The sequence below is a fragment of the Bacteroidales bacterium genome, assembly GCA_029210725.1.
In the GTDB taxonomy this organism is placed as follows: domain Bacteria; phylum Bacteroidota; class Bacteroidia; order Bacteroidales.
On record JARGFM010000002.1, the window covers coordinates 153,044 to 177,931 of the forward strand.

Annotated in this window: 16 protein-coding genes; 11 read left to right on the forward strand and 5 right to left on the reverse strand. The window is 48.7% G+C overall.

Annotation, left to right across the window (positions count from 1 at the left end):
* The first annotated feature begins 73 nt into the window (after positions 1 to 73).
* A complete protein-coding gene (locus tag P1P86_01915; protein ID MDF1573935.1) occupies positions 74 to 6,487 on the forward strand; it encodes a PKD domain-containing protein in 6,414 nt (2,137 codons plus the stop codon).
* Here the strand turns inward: P1P86_01915 and P1P86_01920 are convergent.
* A complete protein-coding gene (locus tag P1P86_01920) occupies positions 6,435 to 7,268 on the reverse strand; it encodes a class I SAM-dependent methyltransferase (GenBank protein ID MDF1573936.1) in 834 nt (277 codons plus the stop codon). The genes P1P86_01915 and P1P86_01920 overlap by 53 nt on opposite strands.
* Before the next feature lie 207 nt (positions 7,269 to 7,475).
* Between P1P86_01920 and P1P86_01925 the strand changes: the two genes are divergently transcribed.
* The 6 genes from P1P86_01925 (at position 7,476) to P1P86_01950 (ending at position 15,688) form a co-directional block, all read left to right on the forward strand.
* Entirely contained in the window at positions 7,476 to 11,126 is a 3,651-nt protein-coding gene (locus P1P86_01925; GenBank protein ID MDF1573937.1) for a family 78 glycoside hydrolase catalytic domain, read from the forward strand.
* 61 nt (positions 11,127 to 11,187) lie between these two features.
* Entirely contained in the window at positions 11,188 to 12,207 is a 1,020-nt protein-coding gene (locus P1P86_01930) for a sugar phosphate isomerase/epimerase (protein MDF1573938.1), read from the forward strand.
* Positions 12,208 to 12,479: 272 nt separating this feature from the next.
* The gene (locus P1P86_01935) at positions 12,480 to 12,797 is read left to right on the forward strand and encodes a hypothetical protein (protein MDF1573939.1); all 318 of its coding nucleotides are present in this window, start codon (positions 12,480 to 12,482) and stop codon (positions 12,795 to 12,797) included.
* 16 nt (positions 12,798 to 12,813) lie between these two features.
* Complete coding sequence (locus P1P86_01940; GenBank protein MDF1573940.1) at positions 12,814 to 13,449, forward strand: alpha/beta hydrolase-fold protein; 636 nt, start codon at positions 12,814 to 12,816, stop codon at positions 13,447 to 13,449.
* 260 nt (positions 13,450 to 13,709) lie between these two features.
* A complete protein-coding gene (locus tag P1P86_01945; GenBank protein MDF1573941.1) occupies positions 13,710 to 15,365 on the forward strand; it encodes a SulP family inorganic anion transporter in 1,656 nt (551 codons plus the stop codon).
* Positions 15,362 to 15,688: an MmcQ/YjbR family DNA-binding protein gene (locus P1P86_01950; GenBank protein ID MDF1573942.1), complete on the forward strand. Its 327-nt coding sequence runs from the start codon at positions 15,362 to 15,364 to the stop codon at positions 15,686 to 15,688. Before P1P86_01945 ends, P1P86_01950 begins: the two co-directional genes overlap by 4 nt.
* Here the strand turns inward: P1P86_01950 and P1P86_01955 are convergent.
* On the reverse strand, positions 15,674 to 16,588 hold the full coding sequence (locus P1P86_01955) for a TIGR01777 family oxidoreductase (protein MDF1573943.1): 915 nt from the start codon (positions 16,586 to 16,588) through the stop codon (positions 15,674 to 15,676). The genes P1P86_01950 and P1P86_01955 overlap by 15 nt on opposite strands.
* A gap of 63 nt (positions 16,589 to 16,651) precedes the next feature.
* Here P1P86_01955 and P1P86_01960 point away from each other — a divergent pair, with 63 nt between their 5' ends.
* A complete protein-coding gene (locus tag P1P86_01960) occupies positions 16,652 to 17,062 on the forward strand; it encodes a hypothetical protein (protein ID MDF1573944.1) in 411 nt (136 codons plus the stop codon).
* Between the two features lie 10 nt (positions 17,063 to 17,072).
* Here the strand turns inward: P1P86_01960 and P1P86_01965 are convergent, their stop codons facing one another.
* The 3 genes from P1P86_01965 to P1P86_01975 all read right to left on the reverse strand — a co-directional run bounded on the left by P1P86_01965 (position 17,073) and on the right by P1P86_01975 (position 21,990).
* Positions 17,073 to 19,673: a DUF5916 domain-containing protein gene (locus tag P1P86_01965; GenBank protein MDF1573945.1), complete on the reverse strand. Its 2,601-nt coding sequence runs from the start codon at positions 19,671 to 19,673 to the stop codon at positions 17,073 to 17,075.
* Positions 19,674 to 19,721: 48 nt separating this feature from the next.
* Entirely contained in the window at positions 19,722 to 20,681 is a 960-nt protein-coding gene (locus P1P86_01970) for an acyltransferase (protein ID MDF1573946.1), read from the reverse strand.
* 91 nt (positions 20,682 to 20,772) lie between these two features.
* Positions 20,773 to 21,990 carry a phosphoglycerate kinase gene (locus P1P86_01975; protein MDF1573947.1) on the reverse strand — a complete coding sequence of 406 codons (1,218 nt, stop codon included), beginning with the start codon at positions 21,988 to 21,990 and terminating at the stop codon, positions 20,773 to 20,775.
* A gap of 88 nt (positions 21,991 to 22,078) precedes the next feature.
* Here P1P86_01975 and P1P86_01980 point away from each other — a divergent pair, with 88 nt between their 5' ends.
* Genes P1P86_01980 through P1P86_01990 form a run of 3 tightly spaced genes read left to right on the forward strand, consistent with a single transcriptional unit; the run spans position 22,079 to position 24,883 of the window.
* Positions 22,079 to 23,224 carry a DNA polymerase III subunit delta gene (locus tag P1P86_01980; protein MDF1573948.1) on the forward strand — a complete coding sequence of 382 codons (1,146 nt, stop codon included), beginning with the start codon at positions 22,079 to 22,081 and terminating at the stop codon, positions 23,222 to 23,224.
* Positions 23,225 to 23,264: 40 nt separating this feature from the next.
* A complete protein-coding gene (gene ricT / locus P1P86_01985) occupies positions 23,265 to 24,416 on the forward strand; it encodes a regulatory iron-sulfur-containing complex subunit RicT (protein ID MDF1573949.1) in 1,152 nt (383 codons plus the stop codon).
* Positions 24,416 to 24,883, forward strand: coding sequence for a gliding motility lipoprotein GldH (locus tag P1P86_01990; GenBank protein MDF1573950.1), 468 nt, complete (start codon positions 24,416 to 24,418; stop codon positions 24,881 to 24,883). Before ricT ends, P1P86_01990 begins: the two co-directional genes overlap by 1 nt.
* Positions 24,884 to 24,888 lie beyond the last annotated feature (5 nt).

Here is a 24,888-nt window from a genome sequence, read left to right on the forward strand (position 1 = left end):
AAACTCCAGGAAAAATTAGAAAAGTTTTTTTTACGTGATCATACATAAACAAATTATTATATGGTTTTGCCTTTTGGGATTGTTATCTGCTAACAGGCTTTGGGGCCAGGTAGATACCGATTTCTGGTTTGTGGTGCCGGAGCTCTCCCACAGAGGAAATACCGGTGGTACCCCGGGGAGGTTCCGGATTGCTACCCTGGAACTGGAGGCTTATTTGACCGTTAGTATGCCGGCCAATACCTACCATCCTGTCACGAATCCCACCGGTTTTCAGGATACCCTTATTTATATTCCTGCCAATTCTGCAGCGGAGCTGGATCTTTCCCATCTGATGGATAACATAACTTTTCCAAACAGGAACCTGTTGGAGAATAAACCGCTTACTCCTTCTGGCATCAATAATTTCGGGATCCACATCACCTCTACCAATATGATCAATGTTTACTGGGAGGTGAACTATGAATATGGTTCGGACCTGTGGACCCTGAAAGGGAATAACGGACTGGGAACATTGTTCTTCACCCCTTTCCAGGATGTATATGATAACAGGAATCTGAATCCGATGGCTTATTCAGCTATCGATATAGTGGCTGCTCATGATAATACCCGGGTAACCATCACCCTTCCTCCAGGAAAAGGAGCCAGTTATGGTTCAACCGTCAGCACTTTATTGCCCGGGGGGAGCCATGTGGTGAATCTGAATGCCGGCCAGACATTCTCCCTGTATCCCCGGAACTACAGCACCCTGGCCGCTGATCGGCTTGGTGGGACCAGGATAGAATCCGATCAGCCTGTTGGTGTAGTTGTGAAGGATGATGCGCTTAACACGGGACCTCAGGGTCAGCCTGTTATAGGCGACCAGCTGGTACCCGTGGATATTGTGGGGGACCGCTACATTGTACCTACCGTTAACAATCCCAATCTAGTTTTTGTAGTAGCTACGGAAAACAACACTCCTATCTATGTGACCAATGCGGATGGTTCTCCTGTTGGCGCTACTCCCTATACCACACTGAACCGGGGAGATCAGGCAATGGTGATCCTGAACAACGGCTCTCCTTATGCACAAATCACCTCCCAGGCTAATCCCGGAGACTCTTATTTGCCTTTTTATGTATTTCAGCTTTCAACCCTGAATCAGACCCGTGGAGGAGCCCTGGTGCCTTCCATCGGATGTACCGGGAATACACAGCTGGCATTTGCCCGGGCCAGGGAGGGGGAGAATATCTTCTATTTTTATCTGATCACTGAGGCTGGTAATGAAGACCAGTTTCTTGTGGACGGGGTCCGGAATGACGGAATTATTGATCCGGGAAGATTTACACCCATAGCCGGTAGTGGCGGATGGGTGGCTCAGCGAACAAACTCCATCAATGCTAACACTCTGCCAGTAGGTCAGCACCTGGTGGAAAATACAGGAGGAATCTTCCACCTGGCCATTATGAACGGCTTCCCAGGAGCCGGGCAGGGGGGATTTTATTATGGGTATTATTCCGACTTCGGTGGACTGAATGTGGGAGCCACGGTGGCCGGCACCAACTCTTCGGTGGTGCGGGCCTGTTACGGAGACCCGGTGCAGTTGCATGCTTTCGGGGGGACCACCTATGAGTGGACGCCCGATACCTATCTGGACGATGCCCACATTAACCTGCCCACGGCCATGAACCTGCCTCCGGGGGCCCATCTCTATACCGCCGAGGTTTCCGGGGCCTGTGGGAGCGGTTCCATCGATCTGACCGTGCAGGTTGCCCCTCCGGTAGTGGCCCATTTTGAGACCAATGTGGTTTCCGGCTGCTCTCCCCTGGAGATTCAGTTTGAGGACCAGTCGGAAGGAACCTATTCCTGGCAATATGATTTTGGGGATACCATAACTCCCCTGTTACGCTATGATGACAATCCGGCCACCCCTGATACCCCTCCGCCCGACCCTTTCATATTTACACATACCTATACCAACACCACCAATCAGCCCATTGATTATGAGGTGACCTTGCTGGTTAAGAACGAAAGCGGGTGTGCGGATATTCTGACAAAAACCATCACGGTATTTCCAGAAATTCACTCGGATTTTACGGTGGATCAGGACGATGGCTGCGATCCGCTGGAAGTGCAGTTTACCAACAATTCATGGGGAAATACCGATAGCTGGCTCTGGGAGTTTGGCGACGGCGGTTCCTCCACGGAACAGGACCCGCTACACGAGTACCGGAACCTCTTTGGTCCGGATAACCTCCTGTTTGATGCAAGGCTTGTGGCGATTTCCCCTTATAACTGCCGCGATACCTCTTCCCACCTGATCACGGTCAGACCTTATATCGAAGCCATTTTTGCCTATGATACCGTGGCGGAATGCTCTCCACATGAAATAATCATCAGCAATCAATCCATCGGTGCGGATAGCTATTTATGGACCTTTGGGGATGGAGCCACCTCCACATCCCCGGATACAGTTTTAAGACATACTTATTTTAATAATACAGCCTTCCCTGTGACCTATACAATCGCCCTGCGTGTGGAAAATGAAGAAGGTTGCACCCACCAGGTCCAACGCGAGGTTACTATCTATCCGGGAGTGAATGCCGATTTTATAGTTACACCCATAGAGGCTTGTTCCCCTTCCGAAATGGTCTTCCAGAACAATACCACCGGGGCTGCTGCCAGTTATTTATGGGATTTCGGAGACGGGGGAAGCTCCACGCAGGAGCATCCCATGCACTATTACGACAGGAATATGTTGCGGCATGATACCGTCTTTACTGTAAGCCTGGTGGCCACTACCAATGAATTCTGTCGCGATACAGCTCAAATGGACGTGACTATCCATCCCTATATCGAAGCTGCATTCACAGTGGATGATGTGGTGGGTTGCACCCCATTTGAAGTGGTCATCCACAATGAATCCATAGGAGCGGATGATTATTACTGGGATTTTGGAGATGGTTCGCCAGTATCCAATGACCCCTCCGATATTCTTAACCATATCTACCAGAATCCGGACACCAGTACCGCTGTATATCCGCTTCGCCTGATTGTGACGAATGAAGAAGGTTGCAGTGATACCCTGGTCAGAAACATCACGGTCCATCCGTTAATTACCGCCAGTTTCACTACCGACGGACTAACCGGATGCCATCCTCTGACAGTGACCTTTACCGACCTGTCGCAAAATGCCGTAAACTATTTGTGGGATTTTGGGGACGGAGCAGCATCTGTAGAACATTCGCCCGTTCATACCTTTAGTAATTTTGGGACTACTGACAGCGTTGTTTACCTGGTTAACCTCACCACTTCCACTGAGGATGGAGAGTGTGTAATGTCGGTGTCATGGCCCATTACGGTATACCCTCAGGTGGAGGCGGAATACACTTTTCCCTATGCTCAGGGCTGCGGACCCTTTGAAGTTCCATTTGAAAATCTTTCCATGGGCGGGGAAAGCTTCACTTGGGACTTTGGGGATGGTGTGCTGGTTAATACAGCTCTAGCCGATCCTCAAACCCACACCTTTGTGAATACGCTTGTGCCACCGGGACCACAGGATTTTAATATCAGTCTGACCGCTGAAAACCATTACGGATGTTCCAGCGAAGTGATTAAGACCGTAAGGGTTTATCCGGATATTGTAGCGGGATTTGAGGTGTCGGATACAGCCGGATGTCACCCGCTACAAGTAGATTTCACCAATCTGACCACCGGTGGGGCAACCTATGTATGGGACTTTGGAGACGGATCCACTTCCAATCTGCCGGACCCGGTCCACGTTTTTACCAATACCGGAACAATCGATTCGGTCTATACGGTGAAGCTATACACCCTGGCCCCGAATAACACCTGTGACGATTCCGTTTACTTGGATATTAGGGTGCACCCGTACATTCAGGCCAATTTTACGGTACCGGTGAGCCTGGGCTGCAATCCCTTTGATGTGGAGATCTTTAATGCATCTGTAAATGCGGATACCTTCTACTGGAATTTTGGAGACGGAAGCCAGCTGCTTACCTACAATCTGGATCCGATCTACCACCAGTTCGATAATACCGGCAATTTTCTCAGCCAGCAGGACTACGAGATTACTCTCGTGGCGGAAAACTATGCAGGCTGTACCGACGAAATCAGGAGAACCATTACCGTGGAGCCCGACCTCCTGGCAGGATTTGATGTGTCGGACACGGCAGGTTGTCATCCACTTACCATAAACTTTACCAACCATACTCAGCAGGGAGCCGCCTATTACCACTGGGATTTTGGTAATGGTACCACTTCCATGGAAGAGAATCCTGTACAGACCTTTACCAATATCGGGGCAGCAGACTCTATTTACCGGGTATGGCTCTATACCACTGCCTCGAATAATGAATGCAGGGACTCCTTCTATATGGACATTTTGGTGCACCCCTATATGATGGCTGATTTCACCTTCCAGGAGCAGGTCCATTGTTCTCCATCTCAGGTTGAATTTCATAACGCCTCTGTGGGCGGGGATATTTTCTATTGGGACTTCGGAGACGGACAACGGGATACCACTACCGGCTTAAGTCCGGTGACTCATGTATATACCAATGCCGATTTTGCAAGTAACGGGGTTTTCCAGGTGACTCTGCTGGCGGAGAATTCGGCCGGATGTACCGCCCAGATGAGCAGGGTGGTTGAAGTATATCCGGCCATTGAGGCAGTGATCGACCCCGATGTGATCGCCGGGTGCCATCCCCTGGAGGTTGATTTCTCAAATCTCTCCCGGGGAGGTTATACCTACTCCTGGGATTTCGGGGACGGGGCCACCAGCAAGGCTGACAGTCCGCTACATACCTTTACGAATTTCACAGGCGCTCCTGTTACCAGGACAGTGCGATTGCTGGCCACCTCGCAATTTAACTGTACCAGCAATACGACAATGGATATTACCATTTACCCGAAACCTGCGGCCAGATTCGAAACAGATCAGATTATAGACTGCGCCCCCTTCGATTTGCCGTTCACCAACACGAGCATTCACGGGGACGAATATACCTGGAGTTTTGGAAACGATACAACCTTTACCATGACCACCATGGATCCGGTGAGTCATACCTTTGATAACCAGAATGCTGATATTTCATCTTACAGGATCACCCTGGTTGCAAGCACCAGCTTTGGCTGCCTGGATACCGTGGAGCAGGATATCTATGTATATCCCCGGACCATAGCCGATTTCTCTTTTAACGATGGAGACTGCAGTCCCTTTATGGCCTATTTTGTGAATGAATCGGTACGGGGGCAGACCTATGTCTGGGACTTTGGCGACGGGACCGGTGCAAGATCGACGGATCCCAGTAATCTTTACTTTAATCTTACCGGTAAGGATAGCGTCTATTACATTACCCTGACCTCGACTTCCATGCATGGTTGTGTGGATTCTCACACCGATTCGGTAGATGTCTATGCTCAACCCGATGTGGAATTTCTCGCCTCTCCAACCCACCAGATGTATCCGGATGCGACCGTGGACTTTACCAATGAATCCAGCCAGGGCTACTGGAGTTATCAGTGGGATCTGGGTGATGGCACCACCAGTAATCTGGAAGATCCGCCGGCTCATACCTATAATACCTGGGGAGAATATGTGATCTGGCTGCGTGCTTCCACTCCGCATTGTTCTGATTCTGTGTCCCACTCTGTCCGGATCCTCCCGGCTGCACCTGTTGCGGCATTTGACACGGTCATAGGGGACTGTGAACCTCATACGGTACAGTTCAGAAACCGGTCGATTTTTGGAGAGACTTATCTTTGGGACTTTGATGATGGTTCAACATCTACGGAATTCGAACCGGTACACACCTATGAGAAATATGGGTATTACAATGTGAAACTAACAGTGACAGGTTTGGGAGGAACCGAATATGCATACAGACAGGTGGAGGTCTACCGCATGCCCTATGTGGACTTCAGAGTGGAACCAGAGCTGGTGATGCTACCCGATGAGGAGATACACCTCTTCAACCTCTCCACCCACGGATCAACGTATCTCTGGGATTTCGGAGATGGAAATACCTCCACGGAAGAGAGTCCAAGGCATCTCTATACTGCTATTGGCATATTTAATATTTCCCTGGAGGTATCCACAGAGCATGGCTGTACAGACCGCATGCTAAAGACCGCAGCAGTAACTGTTGAGGGAGAAGGGGTCATCCTTTTCCCCAATGCCTTTAAGCCTGATTTGAATGGCCCAAATGGTGGATATTATGATCTCAAGGCCCGGGAGCTGAACAATATCTTTCATCCCTACTGGGAAGGGGTGGCCGATTATCACCTGGAGATTTATACCCGCTGGGGGGAGAAGCTATTCTACAGCGATGATGTGAACAAGGGTTGGGATGGATATTTTAAAGAAGAACTCTGTGATCAGGCTGTATACGTATTCAAGTGCTGGGGATTTTTCCATAACGGGGAGCTGTTTCAGGTCAAGGGAGATGTAACCCTGCTTCATCATAATCAGAATTACAGATTTTTATAATACCTCTGTTTATATGTTTTCGTATCCTGCAGGCAGGTGTAGCTCCAGGGGGGGAAGTGAGAGTACCATGATGGGGGTTTTCAGCCTGTTCGTTCGATTGCAGCAGATGGATGGCGTGGCCGCCCGGTCTGACCACCCGTTCGATCTCCAATAATTCCTCGTCCAGCTTCCATCCAATGGCATTGGAGGTGATCAGCATATCGAGGGAGTTTTCAGGCAGGGGTATGGAGTCCAGGGTGCCGTCCATCACAAATAGATTTTTCACCCTCTCGCTGACAGCTTTTTCTTTCATGTAGGAGCGAAAACGGGAAACGGGTTCCACCGCGTAGACAATACGAACCAAGGGTGCTGCCAGGAAAGCGATTCTGCCGGTCCCTGCCCCAACGTCTGCCACGACCTTTCCTTCCAGGGAAGTGATTGCACTGATTTCGCTGATCTCCCACCTGATCGGAGAACGGGCATTGAATTGTTCCGGATATTTATTGAAAATAATCAGATCTGCGATTTCCCACAAAGCTTCCTGGTTTTGTGCTTCAATCGTTTCTTTTGCTTCAGGAGACCTGTTCTCTTCCAAAATCCTGGCAAGGAAAGAATGGATGGGCGGATGCTTTGAGATCAGGAACCTGTATACCACCGGGTAGGTACGGACCAGGGTGGCAAACTCTTTTTCAGCCACCCGGTCCGGGAGGTAGGCAATCTGAAAAGATTCCAGCAACAGGAGATCCTCCCACTGCAGGGAGATATCCGGGAATTGTCTCCTGAGTCTTTGTGAATAGGTCATTCTTTTGCAAATGCAAGTTAGTGATTGTGGGACATAACAGGAAGAAAGGAGGTAAAATATCGGAAAATCGGTACTTTTATTCAGTAGCAGGTAAATCAATCCTTCTAAAATGATAGAATATCGGAAATCTTTTCAAAGAAGCCTGCGTTTTGGTTGGGTCCTGTCAGCTGCACAATTTAACTATCAAATAACTTCAAATATCCAATGATGTCTTATTCTGCTTCTGCAAAGCACTATTCAAGAATAATCCGGAGAGTTGTTTTTACGGTCCCGATCCTGATTTGTATTGCCTGTACCGGAACCAGGACTTCCCTTGAAACCCTGACGGTGGAATACTCCGTGAAACCCCTGGGAATGGATGTGGAACAGCCACGGTTTGGGTGGCAGATGATGGCCCCGGACAATACCAGAGGGGTGTATCAGACAGCCTACAGGATCATTGTAAAGGATCCTGCAGGAGAAATTGTCTGGGACTCGGAAAAAGTGGATGAGGGTTCTTCGGTGGCGATCCGATATCAGGGCCGGCCGCTGCAGTCATCCACCAGATACTCCTGGAAAGTTACGGTCTGGGATCAGGACCAGGAGGATTGGAGCGATGCTTCCTGGTTCGAGACCGGATTGATGAATCCAGATCCGGATCTAAGCGCCTGGGAGGGGGCACAATGGATTGGGGGAGGAGACAAGGATCTGGTTTTCTATTCACATTACCAGCTGATTTTTAAACTGAAGTATGCCCTTTCCATTGCGGAAGGGAGCACGAGAGCCGGGGTAGTATATGGTGCCAATGATATCAGGCTGATGGACAAATACAAGAACATCTTCCAGGCAGAAAACGGAGAAGATGAAAGTTATATCAAGCTGGAACTCGATATTTCCGGGTTGGAAGGATCTTCAGGTGTTCCGGCCAGGCTGAATGTCTACCGGGTGGGATATACCAGAGAGGATAGGGCTGATGAACCTATAAAATATTTCGATATAAAACCATCTGTCATTCATCCGGGCAATAAAAACGACCGGCATGATTTTGAAATCAGCAGCGCTTTCGGACGTTTATCCATTGTTCTGGATGGAGAAAGTGAGTTTTTCATCAGGGAGAAAACGGAAGAACCCGCGGGATTTGAGGCCAGGTTCGGGAGAGGGGGTGGTGGTGCTTCTGTGAACCTGAATCCTGTGGGTTCAGGAGGAAACTACATCCCGTTTGGAATGGTTTGTGACATTGGTTTCTCCATAGGGGCCGGTCAGCAGGCCACCTGCACTGATTTGGAGATCCTGAATGACAGACTCCCGAACAATACCCTGTTTAAGGAGGATTTGTCCGGGGATTACGAGGGAATATTTGCAGGACGGATTTCTGTTGCAGGGGGATCCTACCTGTTGAATGGCGGCCAAACCGGAGCGCTGGTACTGGCCAATCCCAGCAGGAACTCTACTCCCATGCTCAGAACCGGGTTCGAAGCTCCCAAGAGAGTGGCCGCTGCCCGCCTGTATGTCACAGCACGGGGAATTTATGAGATATTTCTCAACGGCGAAAAAGTAGGCCAGGATTTTTATAACCCCGGACTGACCCAGTATAATAAAACGCATATGTACCAGACCTACGACGTAACGGAAATGATCCGTGTCGGCAGCAATTCCATGGGAGCCATGATGGCTGAGGGATGGTGGAGCGGACTGCTGAGTTTTGGATCCATCTGGAACCATTTTGGCGACAGGCAATCCCTGCTGGCCAAACTGGTCCTGACCTACAAAGATGGCTCCAGGGAGGTTATCACCAGCAACGATGCAAATTGGAAGTATTATAACAATGGGCCGGTTGTTTACAGCAGCCTGGACCTGGGAGAGGTCTATGATGCTAACAGGGAAGTACTGACGCAAGGGTGGACAGAAAGCGATTTTGACGATTCCGGATGGAAGTCTGCCTCCATGGTCCCCCTGGAAGGCACTTCTTTCGCGGGTAGCGAAAGAGAATTCGACGGCTCGCTGACCGAGTTTAATTTCGGGGAAATGCAGCTGCTGGGACAGATAGGGAACAGTGCCGGGGTATTCGAAACCCTCACGGCGCAGAGCATGAAGGAGGTACGTGAAGGAGTGTATGTTTATGATATGGGACAGAATTTCGTGGGTGTTCCCAGAATCACCATTCAGAACGGAAGTGCCGGCGATACTATGGTTCTCAGATATGCCGAAATGCTCTACCCCGACCTGGAAGAATCGGGAAAAAATGTAGGAATGATCATGACTGAAAACTACCGGGCTGCCCTTTGCCAGGATCTTTATATCATGAAAGACGGGGATCAGGTATTTCAGCCGAAGTTCACATCCAGGGGATACCAGTATATCGAGATTACCGGTATTCATGAGCCATTGCCCCCGGGAGCGGTAGAAGGAATAGCCATCAGTTCAGTTCTGGATCTTACGGCCGATTATCACACTTCCAATGAAAAGGTGAATCAACTCTGGTCGAACCTGGTCTGGTCCAATGTCGATAATTTTCTATCCATTCCCACCGATTGTCCCCAGCGTAATGAAAGAATGGGATGGTCGGGCGATATATCGGTATTTTCCAGAACAGCCACCTATGTTTCGAATGCTGACCAGTTCTTGAGACGGCATATGCTGGCGATGCGTGATGTGCAAAAGTCAAACGGCAAATTTACCGATGTGGCCCCGGTTGGCGGAGGCTTCGGAGGGGTCCTGTGGGGCAGTGCAGGAATTACAGTAGCCTGGGAGGTCTATCAGCAATATAAAGATATATCCCTTCTGGAGGAGCATTACGATGCCATGGTTGCCTACGCCGATTATCTGCAGAGCACGATCAATGAAGAAACGGGAATCACCAGCGATGGCCAGCTGGGCGACTGGTTGGGTCCCCAGAATAATATGCTGGGAACCCCGTTCCTGACAAGCGCCTATCATGTATATGACCTTTGGGTGATGAAAAATGTGGCGGAAATACTGGGTAAACAGGAGGATGCTGACCGCTTTGAAGAGTGGTACAGGCAGAGAAAGGAATTTTTTAATCATACCTTCATTAACGAAGAAGGCAGGACCATGGGCCTTGTTGGAGGAGGCCGGGGTTTTGACGGGCGTGTGGCACCTCCGGCAGAATGGAAGCTGGCCGATACCCAGACCTCCTATGCGGTCGGTTTGGCTCTGGGCACTTTCAGGGATGATCTTGTGTCGCAGATGGGCCGGAACCTGGCAGAAACGGTAAGGCGCCGGAATGCGGATGACAGCGGGGAGATCCGTCCGGAATATTCCTTAATGACCGGTTTTATAGGAACAGCCTGGATAAACAATGCATTATCGGACCAGGGCTACAGTGAACATGCATACCGGCTGCTTCAGAACAATCAATATCCCTCCTGGCTGTATGCCATCGATCAGGGAGCCACCTCTATCTGGGAACGCCTGAACGGATACACCGTTGAAAACGGTTTTGGGGGAAATAACAGCATGAACTCCTTCAACCACTATTCCTTCGGGGCAGTGGGTCAATGGATGATGGCCTATTCACTTGGCATTCAGCGGGATGATCCCGGGTTCAAAAAATTTATCCTTCAGCCCGAACCCGATCCCACCGGTGAAATGACATGGGCCGAAGGTTATTACGATTCCGTGTACGGCCGGATATCCAGCAGCTGGAAAATCCGGGATGGCCGGCTGGTTTATGAGACGGTGGTGCCGGCCAATACAGAAGCCACCCTTTATCTGCCTGCGATATCTGTTGGCAGTGTCCTGGAAAATGGCCGTGAGGCGAATAGTTCAGAGGGAGTTTCCTTTCTGAAGTTCGAAAAGGGAAGAGCTGTATATCAATTGAAATCAGGGAGTTACAGCTTTGAAAGCTCCCTGGATTAAACCATTGACAGAAGAATAGATCATAGATACATTAAACTTGTCTATTTAAATCCAAAAAACTATGAAAACACTATTACGAATTCCAGCACTTTTACTTGCGGTACTTTTTGTGGCTTCGTCTGCTTTAGCCGAAGTCCCCGCAGCAAAAAAGAAACAGCTTGGGATCGCGACCTATTCCGTAAAAGGACTTGAATCCGATCTGGAGGGTGTTTTTAAATCACTTCAGAAGGATGGCTATGTCGTTATGGAAATCGCCAATTACAATGCCCGGGAAAGAACCGTGGCAGGATTATCTCCCGGCGATTATGCAGCTCTGGCAGAAAAGTACGGGATGGACATTATTTCCAGCCATGCACGGACCGGCTTTGATGTAAACGATGTGGACGGAACCCTGGCAGCCTGGGGAAAAGTTTTTGACGACCATAAGGCCATGGGCTGCAAGTATGTGGTTCTTCCGATGAACCGGTGGGCCGATAATGTGGAACAGATGAAGGTGGAATGCGACCTGATGAACCTGATCGGTGAGGAGGCCAATAAAAGAGGATTGAAATTCGGATACCATAACCACAACCAGGAGTTCGAAAACATCCCGGGAACGGAGCAGAAGATCGAGGATTTTCTGATTGCCAATACGGATCCGGATAAGGTATTTTTCCAGATGGACGTATTCTGGGTAACCCAGGGCAACGCCGATCCGGTCGCATATCTGAAGAAATATCCCGAACGCTTTGAGGTGCTGCATATCAAAGATGATTATGTAATCGGTGAAAGTGGCAAGATCGACTACAAGGCCATCTTTGACCAGTTCTATAAGAACGGGCATAAGGACTGGTTTGTGGAAATTGAAGAGTATATGACTCCCGAGCAAAGGGCCGAGCAAAGGGCCCGGTTCGAGGAGATGAGAAAGCGTCAGCAGGAGCAGCAGGCTGCCGGAGCCCAGGCTGGTCAGGAGAGACAGAACCGTCCTCCCATGGGTCCCCCGCAGCGTTCTCCGGAGGAGGAAGCCAGGAGGCTGAAGACCTCTCTGGATGCGATCTCCAAAAGCGCTGCTTTCCTGAATGCCTCTGATTTTGTGAAATAGATTAGGAGTAGTATAGTTTTAGTTGGACGGCTTCAACCGAAGCTCGTTTAAGAAGCCATCTGGTTTTGTAAATTTCCCGGATGGCTTCTTTATTAGAATTTTCAGTATGGGAATAATAAGTGACTAATAATTCTCGGAGAGATGAAAAGAAATGCCTTTATGATCATGATCGTTTTACTGTCCGGTACAAGCCTGGCTTTTACTCAGTTTAACAGAGGGCCGCGAACCCCAATGACACCCTGAAATCCACTCAGGTCCTGTCAAACGGCGATGTGGTATTACAAATCTATGCCCCTGAGGCAGAAGAGGTGGCCATTGGAGGGGACGCTGTTCCATGGGGACAGAATATAGACGGGATAAAATCAGAGACCGGGGTCTGGACCTTCACCCTTCCCGGGGTAAAGTCCGGAACCTATCGTTATCATTTCATCGTGGATGGGGTTAGAGTTTATGATCCGAAAGCTCCGGGAGCTTTTGAAACTTCGGCCCTTCTCGATGTATGGCCGGGTGGAGAGGAGGAATTCTTTGTATTAAGAGAAGAGGTGCCGCACGGGGGCCATGTCTGTCATACATTATTTTTCTTCTACTAAAGAAAGTTTGCGCAGGATGCACATCTGGACCCCGTCGGCTTACAACCTTGGCAATGAAACACTGCCGGTGTTATATCTTATTCATGGTGGAGGAGACAGCGATATGGCCTGGCCCTCTGTGGGTCGTGCAGGTTACATCATGGATAATCTGCTTTCCGAAGGAAAATGTGAGAGAATGATCCTGGTGATGCCCGACGGAGGCATCGATACAAAGATCTTTGCCAGAGATCTTAAGAACGATATTATCCCCTACATAGAATCGAATTACAAAGTATTTACCGATGCCGGGCACCGTGCTTTGGCAGGACTATCCATGGGGGGACTTGAAGTCCTGGATGCCTTCATGGCCTATCCCGATATGTTTGCCTATATCAACGTGATGAGCTCGGGCTGGTTTGCCAACAATAAGGAGATGTTTGAAGCAGGCGATAAACGCCTGGCAGAAATTGGCGCCCGGCTGAACAAAACTGTCAGGTATTTATTGTTCACCCAGGGGGGACCTGAAGATATTGCCTACAATAATGGCAGGGAGATGCTCAAGGTTTTTGATAAACACCAGATCAAATATGAATTCAGTGAAATGCCCGGGGGACATTCCTGGCTGGTATGGAGAAAAGATCAGAGGAACTTTGCCCAAAAACTATTCAGGTAAGCAGGCCCGGAAGGAAGCTCCGGCGCCTCCCAACAGGGCATGGGGCTTCAGGTTCAGATCACCGAAAACCTCATCGGTCAGACCCAGGATAAAATGCTTGTATTTTTATAACTTTGCAAATCCGTAGCAAACAGATGGGACTGGTCGTTTCAATCAAACCGGTCTGCCACCCAGAAACTACCTATAATACCACAATTTTAACTTGCTGAATAAGACAGGTGAAATTAAGTACTATGTTAAAAAATCAGAGATTATATTCCATGAAAGCTACAAATTTAAAAGGCGATATTTTTGGAGGCTTAACGGCTGCGATAGTGGCCCTGCCACTGGCACTGGCCTTTGGCGTACAATCTGGACTGGGAGCAAGTGCTGGTCTCTATGGAGCAATGATGCTGGGGATGTTTGCTGCCATTTTTGGCGGAACCAATACCCAGATCAGCGGTCCAACCGGCCCCATGACTGTCGTGTCGGCTACGGTAGTCTCAATCGCAGTTGCCAGGCATGGAAATATGGATTCGGCCTGGGGTATCATTATTCTGACCTTTTTGATGGCGGGAGCATTTCAAATTGTATTTGGCCTGCTGAAGATCGGAAAATACATCAAGTATATTCCTTACCCGGTGCTGTCTGGTTTTATGAGTGGCATCGGAATTATTATTATTGTTTTTCAGCTTTTCCCGATGATGGGCTTAGCTTCTCCAGGTAAAGTGCTTGAAGTCTTTTCCAGAATTCCGGATGCAATAAATAATCGGAATCATATATCGATCTTACTGGCAGCAGGAACTGTTTTGATCATCTATGTTTTTCCCAGATTCACCAGGCTCGTTCCAAGCACCCTGATTGCTCTTTTGATCATCACTTTGGTAAGCACTGTATTTGCATTCGATACACCTTTGATTGGAGAGATGCCGGCCGGACTTCCAACATGGAAGGTTTTATCATTGGCTCAGTTAAGCTTTTCTGATATCGCTTTGGTATTTCTGCCCGCCATAACATTAGCAGGCCTTGGCTCTATTGATACACTGTTAACCTCCGTGGTGGCAGATAATATTACCCGTACAAGACATAGAAGCAATAAAGAGCTGATCGGACAGGGAATAGGCAATATGGTGGCATCACTCTTCGGTGGAATTCCGGGAGCCGGAGCTACCATGAGAACTGTAGTTAATGTTAAAGCAGGAGGAAGAACCAAATTGTCGGGTGTGATTCATGCCTTTCTTTTACTGCTTATAGTATTAGGATTGGGGAAATATGTGGCATACATTCCACTGGCTGCACTGGCAGGCATATTAATTACCGTTGGGATCAGTATCATCGACACACGTGGACTGAGAAACATTTTAAGTATATCCAGGTCCGACGCGCTTATTCTGATTATTGTTTTATTGCTGACCGTATTCGTAGATCTTTTACAGGCAGTTGGTATTGGCATGGTGATCGCCTCTCTCATTTTTATGCGCAAAGCAAGTGATATGGTAGAGGCAAATACTTCTCTGACCAAAGTGGACAGATATGACCGCGAAGTGGCCTGGGAGGACGAAGTAAATCTGCCTCTGAACAGAGATCATGTCTACATTAAAAGATTTGATGGTCCCCTGTTTTTCGGTGTAGCTTCCAAAGTTCTGGACCGGATTAACAAGATTCCAGCCGATGCGGAAGTGATTATTTTTCGAATGAAAAAAGTCCCGTTCATTGACCAGTCCGGCCTTTATGCCCTTGAGGAGGTGATCAAAGAGATGCAGAAAACAGGAATTATTGTTGTTCTGACCATGACACAGCCTCAACCATTATCTTTATTAAGAAAAACCAAATTTATACCTGAAATATTACCGGAGAAGTATCTTTTTAGTAGTATTGAAGATTGTTCAGTCTGGTTATCGGAATATTCGCGGAACAATGAAATCATTCGCAAATGAACCTGGAAGAAATCCGTGAGTACTGCCTCTCCAAACACGGGGTCACCGAAGGATTCCCCTTCAACGATACGGCCCTGGTCTTCAAGGTGGGTGGCAAGATGTTTGCGGTGCTTGACTTGTCAGAGAATAGCCGGGGCCTCACCTTGAAATGTGATCCGGTGCTGGCCATAGAGCTCCGGGAACAGCACCCGGAAGTTACTCCCGCCTGGCACTTCAACAAGCAGCACTGGAACGGGGTAAGCCTTGAAGGTGCCGTCAGTGATAATCATCTGAAAGAGTGGATCGACCATTCCTATACCCTGGTGTATTCAGGGTCGTTTTGAAAACAGATCCTTAAAGGCACTATCCAGGTCGGGGAAAAGAAATGTATACCCTGCAGCCTGGATCTTTTCAGGGGAAACTCTGCTGCCCCTTAAAAGCATCAGGGACATTTTACCAAAGATCAGTTTTATGATACATGCAGGAATATTTGGAAACCAGAAAGGTTTATGAAGCCTCCCGGCAATCTTTCGGGTAAGTGCCTTGTTGCTGATATGTTCCGGAGCGACCGCATTATAGGCCCCGCTCATGGACTGATTCTCCAGGGCATGGATATACATGCCACTCAGGTCGTCCAGATGGATCCAGGGCATATACTGTCTGCCGGAACCTATGGCCGAGCCAAGCCCCCATTGAACAGGGATCTTTAGTTTTGATAATGCACCCCCCTTCTTTGAGAGAACAATTCCTGTTCTGAGTTTCACGGTCCGGATGCCAATTCCGGTAAACTGATCAGCAGCTTCTTCCCATTTTTTACAGGTTTTTCCCAGAAAGTCATGGGCAGGCGGGTTAGATTCTATAAAAACCTGTTCAGAAGTGACGGCTCCATAGTATCCGCTTGCTGAGGCAGAAATAAAGGCTTTCAGCTGCCTGTTTCCCGGATCTATATGCTTAAAAATCAAATCGATGGATTTGACTCTGCTGTCAACAATTTCTTTCTTCCTTTTTTCGGTCCACCTTTTTTTCCCGATATTGGCCCCTGCCAGGTGAATGATATAATCACAGCTGTTGATGGCTTCTTTATCAATTTCACCGCGATCAATGTTCCAGGTATATCCGGGTGTTTCGGAGTCCGGGTCCTTGCTTCTTCCGAGAATGGCTACTTCATATCCTCTTTTCTGTAGCTTAACACCCAGATCTTGCCCTATGAGACCCCTTCCTCCGGTAATGATGACACGTTGCATATTCAATATATCAATGAAGCATTCGTTATATTTGTATCTTGATCCGTTGAAAATAGAAAAGTTATGACAAAAAGAACAATTTGGGCCCTTACATTGCTGATTTTCTTTGGAGTGGCCACATATGCACAGGGAAATGGTGTAACGGTGAAGATCAATGACCTGGAAAAGGTAAACACCACCGTGATGAATGCAAGCTCTTCCTCCTCATCCTCCTGTAATTCTTCAGACTTTCCCGTATACCAGGGCACGGAGCAGAAGGATGTGGATCTGGCCGGTTTGACCTGGATCAGTGTTCGTCACGACCTGACTCCCAGTGATCCCAATTATGTCAAGCTGGAACTGACCTTCAAGGATGGAACTACCGGCATCTATGAAATGGTCAGGTATGTCCGTTTTACCGGAAAGACCGAAGAGGGGAATTACTCAAAAATGGTAAAGGACATCAATACCGTTGAGATTATCCGGAAACCCTGACGGGCCTTATTTACAGGGAGAACCAGAAGTTGGCCTTAAGCATGATTACATGGTTCCCCCTGATCCCGAAAAGATCCCCGGCAATATCCCGGATGGGGTTGTAAGCCGATTCCCACCCGGAGCGGTCATGTGACCAGACCACATACAAGGTCGATCCCAGTTTATATTCCCACCGGAACACCAGGTTGGAACGAAACTGCATGAAGCTGAAATCGGGATTGTTAAAACGGAAGGTTTCAGCGTTCCTTTCAAAGGAATAACTGTTCATCGCTGGATCATAACTCAGGTCCAGGGTCTCCAGCCGCTGGTCCATATCCCTCATCTCAGATTGGTTCACTCTTTTGAAATCATGATATTCACCAACCGCATAGTAGGGGCTTCCATAATACTGGAGGGACAGTTCCGGGCTAAGGTACAGTTCCGTCCGGAATGTAAATGCGATGGTATGATGGTCAATGGCACCAAGCACATATTCGGTGGAGGAGCTTCCTGTTATGGAATTTACATATTGCTGATGATACCTGCGCTGCGACAAATCTGCCAGTCCGCTTATTTTCAGTCTTTTCACCGGGAGCCAGGTGATACCAAGTCCCAGGAGGTTTGCATGGAAGCCCTCCATACCCAATGAAGTATATTGATATTCGATACTTGCGGACAGATCTTTGGCAGTATTACTGCCTGTAGCCAGTTCGAGCTGATAGCGGGGGTCATTCCGAAGCGCAGGCCCTCCCCTTAATTCCCGTATGTCCAGAATGGAGAAGGCATAACTGGAGCCCAGGGTGAAACTCCACAGGGCATTGTTTCTGATGGTCAGGGCGGCTCCGGCCTGATTCCCGGTATTTTCACCCCCGAAGCTCCACCTGGCCTCCTGGTAAAGCTTCAGGATATAACTTCTGAGCCACTTCCGGGGCTCATTCATTTCATAAGAGACCTCCAGGCGTTCCCCCAGGAAATCGGACTGCCTGATATATCCCACATCATTCAGGTTCAGCCCCGGGCTTCTGTACTGCCCCTGGGCATGGAAATTGAATCTTCCTCCGTTTTTTCCGATCCTGATGAATGCGCCATGGCCACCCAACTGCTCCCTGAGGCTGTCCACTTCTAAATAGCCGGCGTCCGGACGCTGGTAACGGTGGTTATGTGACAGCTGTTGCTCCAGGATCGCTTCCCTGGATCCCTTTAACTGACTGGCGATAGTTTTGAGTTCCAGGTAGTAGTTCTTGTTATTCCAGTAATGCAGCAGGTCCAGTCCGCCGCTGATGGCATTTTCGGGCAGGAAACCTTTACTTACAGAATCGCCGGAAAACCGGTTAACCAGGCTGAAAACCCCTCCCACAGTGCTGTTCCCTTCATTAAAATCCTTTTTTATCCGTGAAGCCAGATAATTGGAAAGGGGCGAAACCAGGATCTCTTTTTCCTCGTCAGACTCACTGGTAAGTACCCCGTGTGCTCCGGCGGTCAGGCCATTGACCAGGCCCACGGACAATCCATTCCTGTTCTTACCCGTGATTTTTGCTGCTCCGAGGATCGTGGTCCTGTCGGGAAGGTCTGATACGGTCCAGTCGCTATAAGGATTCACAAAGGCCGGGGTACTTCCGATTCGCCTGGAATAATAGGGAATGTCGCCGTCCAGTTCAAAATCAAAGACATCGTTCCCTTCCAGGAAAAAGGGCCTCTTCTCATCATAAAAGGTTTCAAAGGAGGTGAGATTCAGTACCGACGGATCGGCTTCCACCTGTCCAAAATCGGGATTTACGGAGAGATCCAGGGTAAAGTCGCTGCTGATACCAACCTTGGCATCCAGTCCCCCGTTCAAATCAAAGGAGCCTGCCGGATCTTCTCCCTGGAGGTGAGCAAAGGACCCCAGCGCATAGGGTAGAAACTCCACCTGGCGGGAACTCCTGATATTTTCAATTCCCTGTATTTCTCCAAAGAGATAGACAGTGGCAGGCGCCTCTCTGGGTACGGGATTCCAGCTGCAAGCTTCCTGGTTCCTGGGAATCACCCTGTATAAGTGTAATCCCCAGGTGTGTTCCGGCTGGTTGGCATAACGAATCTGACTGAAAGGGAGTTTGATCTCGGCGATCCAGCCGGTGTCTGTCCTGGTGGTGGCTCCGTCCCACACGGTATTCCAGTTAAAATCAAAACCCCAGTCGCCCAGATGCTTCAGGTCCATTTTCTGTCCGGCTACCGAAATGCTGAATTCGAATGCAGTCCGCTTGTCAAAATAGCTGTCCAGGGCAAAGCCAGTCATGTCCCCGACCCGTGAATCCCTGCGGCCCAGCTTATCGATGATCTTATCGGGCTCACGGTCCTGGCAGATGATGGCCACATACAGATTAGAATAGTCATAGAGGATCTTGAAAAATGTGTTCTCACTGGCCGGACGGCCACTGTAGGGAAACTGTTGGATAAAATCGCCCTGCCACTCTCCCAGGCTCCAGATCTCATCATCCAGTAATCCATTAATTCTGGGTTCAGCTCTTTCGCCGATATTTACGGGCTTATAAACACGCTTGTTTTGAAGCAGCGAGTCCAGATTCTGTGCATATATATCCTGTTTTACCAGCAAGAAGAACAGAGCAGGAAGAAAGAACAGGATTTTGAGCATCGCGATCCAGTAAATCGAGGAATAAGATACAACTATCTTCGGGGCAAATCAAGGAACCAGCAAATTACATCCCCGGATATCGCTGTGGTCAAAGCGTCCCAGTACTTCAAAGCTTCCGTCTTCATGGGTCTTGCCCAGGTCGCCCGTGGCAATAAAGGAACAGCTGTACAGATTTGCCGGATCGATGATATTGATTCCTCCGCTCTGTCCGGCCGGGAGCAGGGAGAAGGGATCGTTGGGATCACGAATCAGGATCTTCATCCAGGGGGGCGGATGAAACAGCCCCTGGCCCCGGGAGTAAGCCTGAGAGAGCAGCTCGGTCATCCCGTATTCGGAATGCACAGCATCCAGGTTAAAGGCATGCATCAGTGCTTCGTGTAATTCGCCGCGCACCATTTCCTTCCGGCGCCCTTTCATCCCTCCTGTCTCCATGACTGTGATGTTCCTTTCAAGGGACATGGGATGTTTTTCAGCCAGATCCAGCAAGGCAAAACTGACTCCCAGGAGCAGCGTGGGATGATGGTCATTGTTGCGTTTTTGCAGGATGGCCGACAATTCCTTCATTTGATCCAGGTAAAAGCCGCTATCGGAATGCTTCGACCAGCGGATCAGTTGATTCATCATATAGACCAGGGAGGAAGACTCCCGTTCCAGGTAGGAGGGCAGCAGGGCCAGGATGCATAGTTCTTCGGGGGAACCATAAGAGGCATTGAAGCTCCTTAAGAAGCTTTCCCGGTAGAGCCCGGTATCGGCTACATGATGCCTGGATGGCGACACACCTGAGGTCCCGCTGCTTTCAAAGATTACTTCTGCGTCCTTTCCTTCGGCAAGAACGGTATGAGATTTGAAGAATTCAATGGGAAGAAAGGGAATGTCTTCCGCTTTAATGATCTGGTAAGGATTTATCTTAAGTGCCGCCAGGTAATCCCTGTAAACAGGGGAATGCTTTGACTGGTAATGAAAAACCTCCAGGGCAGCGGCCCTGAAGGTCTCTTCATTATTAATCATAAATAGTCTTTCTCTTAAAGCCTGTTCCATTTCCTTTCTTCTCCAAATAGCACTTTGTGAGAAAATACCCCGGAGAAACCTGAGGAGTTTGTTAGCCCTTGATGGCTTTAATACCCGGCAGGATTTTGCCTTCAATATACTCCAGCATGGCTCCTCCGCCCGTGGAAACATAACTCACCTTATCGGCCAGTCCGAATTTATTTACAGCAGCCACAGAGTCACCTCCGCCCACCAGGCTGAAAGCTCCTTTGGCAGTCGATTCGGCAATGGACTGTGCAATGCTCACGGTTCCTTTCTGGAACTTGGGCATTTCAAAGACTCCCATGGGACCATTCCAGAGAATGGTGCGGGAGTTCATGATTACATCACTCAGTAATTTTACCGATTCAGGCCCGATATCAAGACCCATGAATCCAGCCTTTCCCTGGTCGATACCTGCCGCCTCTGTATGGGCATCATTGTCAAACTTATCTGCCAGCACCTGGTCAACCGGGAGGATCAGGTTCACCCCTTTTGCTTCAGCCTTTTTAACCAGCTCCATGGCTATATCCAGTTTGTCTTCTTCGCATAAGGAGTTTCCGATCTCACCGCCTCTTGCCTTGATAAAGGTGTAAGTCATGCCACCACCGATAATCAGGTTATCCACCTTGTCGAGCAGGTTCTCGATCACCAGTATCTTATCAGAAACTTTGGCTCCACCCATAATGGCTGTCATTGGTTTTTCGGCGTGATGCAGCACCTTGTCCATAGCTTCGATTTCTTTATTGATCAGAAACCCGAACATCCTGGATCCTTCATCGAAAAAATCGGCAATTACTGCTGTCGAGGCATGTGCCCGGTGCGCGGTACCAAAGGCATCATTCACATAGACATCGGCATAGGTGGAGAGTTTTTGTGCAAAAGCTCTGGTGGCAGCTATTTCATCGTCGGTCTTGACCTTGTTTTCAGCGGAGTAAAAACGCAGGTTTTCCAGCAGGAGGACTTCGCCTGGTTTCAGGGCATCCGATTTACGGACAGCTTCTTCACCGATACAATCGTTTGCAAACTGGATATCCACTCCCAGAAGATCAGAAAGTTCCGGAATAACATGTTTCAGGGAAAACTTCTCCTCGGGACCCGATTTGGGGCGACCGAGGTGTGACATCAGAATGGCTGCCCCGCCATCCTGAAGAACTCTTTTGATGGTGGCCAGCGCCCCGCGAATCCGGGTGTTGTCGGTCACTTCATACTGGGCACCCAGGGGCACGTTGAAATCAACCCGGATGATTGCTTTCTTTCCTGCAAAGTTATAATTATCAATTATTTGCATAGTAATAGATTTTAAGTAATAATATTCAGTTGAGGTAAGGAATCTCAAAGGTAAAAAAGAAATTCTACATTTACAGTTTGTAAGGACAATGTTGTTTAAAGAGATCATAGGGCAGGCGGAGGTTAAAAATAAACTTCTCAGATTGGTCAGGGAGGACCGTACCCCCCATGCTCTGATCCTGTTTGGGCCTGAAGGTACAGGCAAGTTGGCTCTGGCAATAGCCATGGCTCAATACCTGTCGTGTCTGGACAGGCGGGAAGATGATTCCTGCGGGGCCTGTCCTTCCTGCATCAAATTTAAAAAACTGGTTCATCCCGATCTCCATATGGTGGTTCCGGTGGTGAAAACGGGTAATATGACGACCCCTCCGGTGAGCGATGATTATGCCCAGTTATGGAGGGATACATTGCTTGCCGATTTTTATCTTACCGAAAACCAATGGTACGAATCCCTTGGAGCTGAGAATAAGCAGGGGATTATTAATGTCAGGGAGAGCGAAACCATCATCCGCAAACTGGGATTTAAGCCCTATGAGTCCGACTACCGGATGGTAGTGATCTGGTTGCCGGAGAAGATGAATCAGTCCGCGGCCAACAAGTTGCTGAAACTGATTGAGGAGCCACCGGGAAAAACATTGATCCTGATGGTCTCGGAACATACCGACAGAATCCTGGCGACCATCAGGAGCAGGGCACAGCTGTTTTTTGTTCCCCCACTTAGCGGCGAGGATATCCGGGGGGGCCTGATGCAAAAGGTAGTGGCAGATGAGCAGGCCATTGAAGATGCTGTGCTCAGGGCGAACGGGAACTTCAGCCTGGCTTTGCAAACCCTGCGTCAGGATGAGATTGAACTCCATCATTTTGAACTATTCACTGAAATGATGAGGCTCTGTTATGCCCGGGATATTATAAAGATCAATGCCTGGGTGGAACGTGTGGCAGTAATGGGCAGGGAGAGGCAGAAACAACTGATGGACTATTCCCTTCGTTTACTTCGGGAAAACTTCATGCTCCGTTTAGAGAACGATACGCTGAACTATATGTCTGTAAAGGAGTCTGAATTTTCAAAAAGGTTCAGCTCATTCATTCATGAAGGGAATGTACACGAATTAACAGAGAATTTTACACTTGCCGGAAATCATATAGAGGCTAATGGTAATCCAAGAATCATTTTAATGGATCTTTCCATCCATGTGATCAAATTGTTGATGCAGAAAGACCCGGCAGCTGGCTGAACCAGTTTTGTTTTAAGAAGCGAATCTCTATTTTTGCATTATGGAAAGCCTGAAAGCAAGAGGTTGTTGTAAAGAAAAGCAGTTGGAGATCAATGAAGATAATCTGGAGAGGATCGATTCCTATTTTGGGGGCTGTTCCAAGCTGGAATCCTACGACTGGTTAAGAGAAGTCACGGAACTGGATATCCCCGAAGTGCTTGAGGTGCGATTTAAAAATACCCGGAAGGGCTTTTACCGGAATGTCAATGAATTACGGCTGAAGCGAGGCGATATTGTAGCCGTTGAGGCTTCGCCCGGGCACGATATAGGGATTATTTCACTGGCCGGGGAGATTGTGGAAAAACAGCGGGAAAAGGCGAAATATTCCGGAAACAAGGAAGAGCTGAAAAAGGTTTACCGAAAGGCGAAGCAGGTGGATATTGATAAGTGGAGGGAAGCCATCAGCCAGGAGGATAATACCATGCTCCAGAGCCGGAAGATAGCTTCGGATCTGGGATTGAATATGAAGATTGGTGATGTGGAGTACCAGGGCGACAATACCAAAGCTATCTTCTACTATATTGCCGATGAACGTGTCGATTTCCGCGAACTGATCAAGGTGCTGGCTGAATCTTTCCGGATCCGTATTGAGATGAGACAGATCGGCGCCAGGCAGGAGGCTGGAAGGATCGGGGGGATCGGGACCTGCGGAAGGGAGCTTTGCTGCTCTACCTTTGTAACCAACTTTGTTTCTGTAAGCACCCACTCGGCCCGGGTACAGGAAGTGGCCCTGAATCCTCAGAAGCTTGCAGGACAGTGTGGCAAACTTAAATGCTGCCTGAATTACGAACTGGCCGGTTATGAGGATGCAAGAAAACATTTTCCGGATACGGGGATTCTCCTGAAAACAAAACAGGGAGATGCCTTTCACCTGAAAACGGATGTCTACCGTGGCATTATGTGGTACGGAACGGGAAGCGGAAGTGGACAGGCTCTGATACCTGTACCCACAGAGCGGGTTTTAGAGGTACAGGCAATGAACAGAAATGGAAATCTCCCTGATGGACTGATTGAGTTCACCATTTCAGACAGGCCGGAAAGACTGGAATATACAAACGGGGCCGGCCAGGGTTCTCTTACCCGTTTTGAAAAAGAGAAGCCGGTAAAGAAAAAGAATAAACAAAGATCCTCCAGGAATCACTCCAGGAAATGATGAGAGTTACCATCCTAATATCTACGATACTATTTCTTTTAATGGCTGTTTCGTGTGATTCTGAAATGGTCTACGACCAGTACCTGCATAATGAGAAAGGGATGTGGACCTGGAATGACGCCAAGGAGTTCAAAACGGAAATTTCCGACACCATATCGATGCACAACATCTACCTGCAGGTGCGCCATACAGTGGATTATCCACTAAGCAACCTCTACATGTTTGTCCATGTGAAAGGGCCTGGCGGACAGCATTTGACCGATACCATTCATATGATCCTGGCTGCCCCCGGAGGGGAGTGGACAGGTAAGGGAAACGGTCATATCAGGGAATTAATGTTGCTTTACCGCAAGCAGACCCGCTTTCAGAGACCTGGGACCTATACCTTTACCCTGGAACAGGCCATGAGGCACGAAAAACTCCCGGTAAGCGATCTGGGCATTCGAATCGAACGTATCAAGCCCTAAGTAAC

Excerpts from the sequence above, each read along its gene's own strand:
- P1P86_01980 (MDF1573948.1), top strand. The coding sequence starts at position 22,079 with ATGTTGTTTAAAGAGATCATAGGGCAGGCGGAGGTTAAAAATAAACTT.
- P1P86_01975 (MDF1573947.1), bottom strand. The coding sequence starts at position 21,990 with ATGCAAATAATTGATAATTATAACTTTGCAGGAAAGAAAGCAATCATC.
- P1P86_01930 (MDF1573938.1), top strand. The coding sequence starts at position 11,188 with ATGAAAACACTATTACGAATTCCAGCACTTTTACTTGCGGTACTTTTT.
- P1P86_01945 (MDF1573941.1), top strand. The coding sequence starts at position 13,710 with ATGAAAGCTACAAATTTAAAAGGCGATATTTTTGGAGGCTTAACGGCT.
- P1P86_01970 (MDF1573946.1), bottom strand. The coding sequence starts at position 20,681 with ATGATTAATAATGAAGAGACCTTCAGGGCCGCTGCCCTGGAGGTTTTT.
- P1P86_01965 (MDF1573945.1), bottom strand. The coding sequence starts at position 19,673 with ATGCTCAAAATCCTGTTCTTTCTTCCTGCTCTGTTCTTCTTGCTGGTA.
- ricT (MDF1573949.1), top strand. The coding sequence starts at position 23,265 with ATGGAAAGCCTGAAAGCAAGAGGTTGTTGTAAAGAAAAGCAGTTGGAG.
- P1P86_01955 (MDF1573943.1), bottom strand. The coding sequence starts at position 16,588 with ATGCAACGTGTCATCATTACCGGAGGAAGGGGTCTCATAGGGCAAGAT.
- P1P86_01990 (MDF1573950.1), top strand. The coding sequence starts at position 24,416 with ATGAGAGTTACCATCCTAATATCTACGATACTATTTCTTTTAATGGCT.
- P1P86_01940 (MDF1573940.1), top strand. The coding sequence starts at position 12,814 with ATGCACATCTGGACCCCGTCGGCTTACAACCTTGGCAATGAAACACTG.
- P1P86_01925 (MDF1573937.1), top strand. The coding sequence starts at position 7,476 with ATGTCTTATTCTGCTTCTGCAAAGCACTATTCAAGAATAATCCGGAGA.
- P1P86_01920 (MDF1573936.1), bottom strand. The coding sequence starts at position 7,268 with ATGACCTATTCACAAAGACTCAGGAGACAATTCCCGGATATCTCCCTG.
- P1P86_01950 (MDF1573942.1), top strand. The coding sequence starts at position 15,362 with ATGAACCTGGAAGAAATCCGTGAGTACTGCCTCTCCAAACACGGGGTC.
- P1P86_01960 (MDF1573944.1), top strand. The coding sequence starts at position 16,652 with ATGACAAAAAGAACAATTTGGGCCCTTACATTGCTGATTTTCTTTGGA.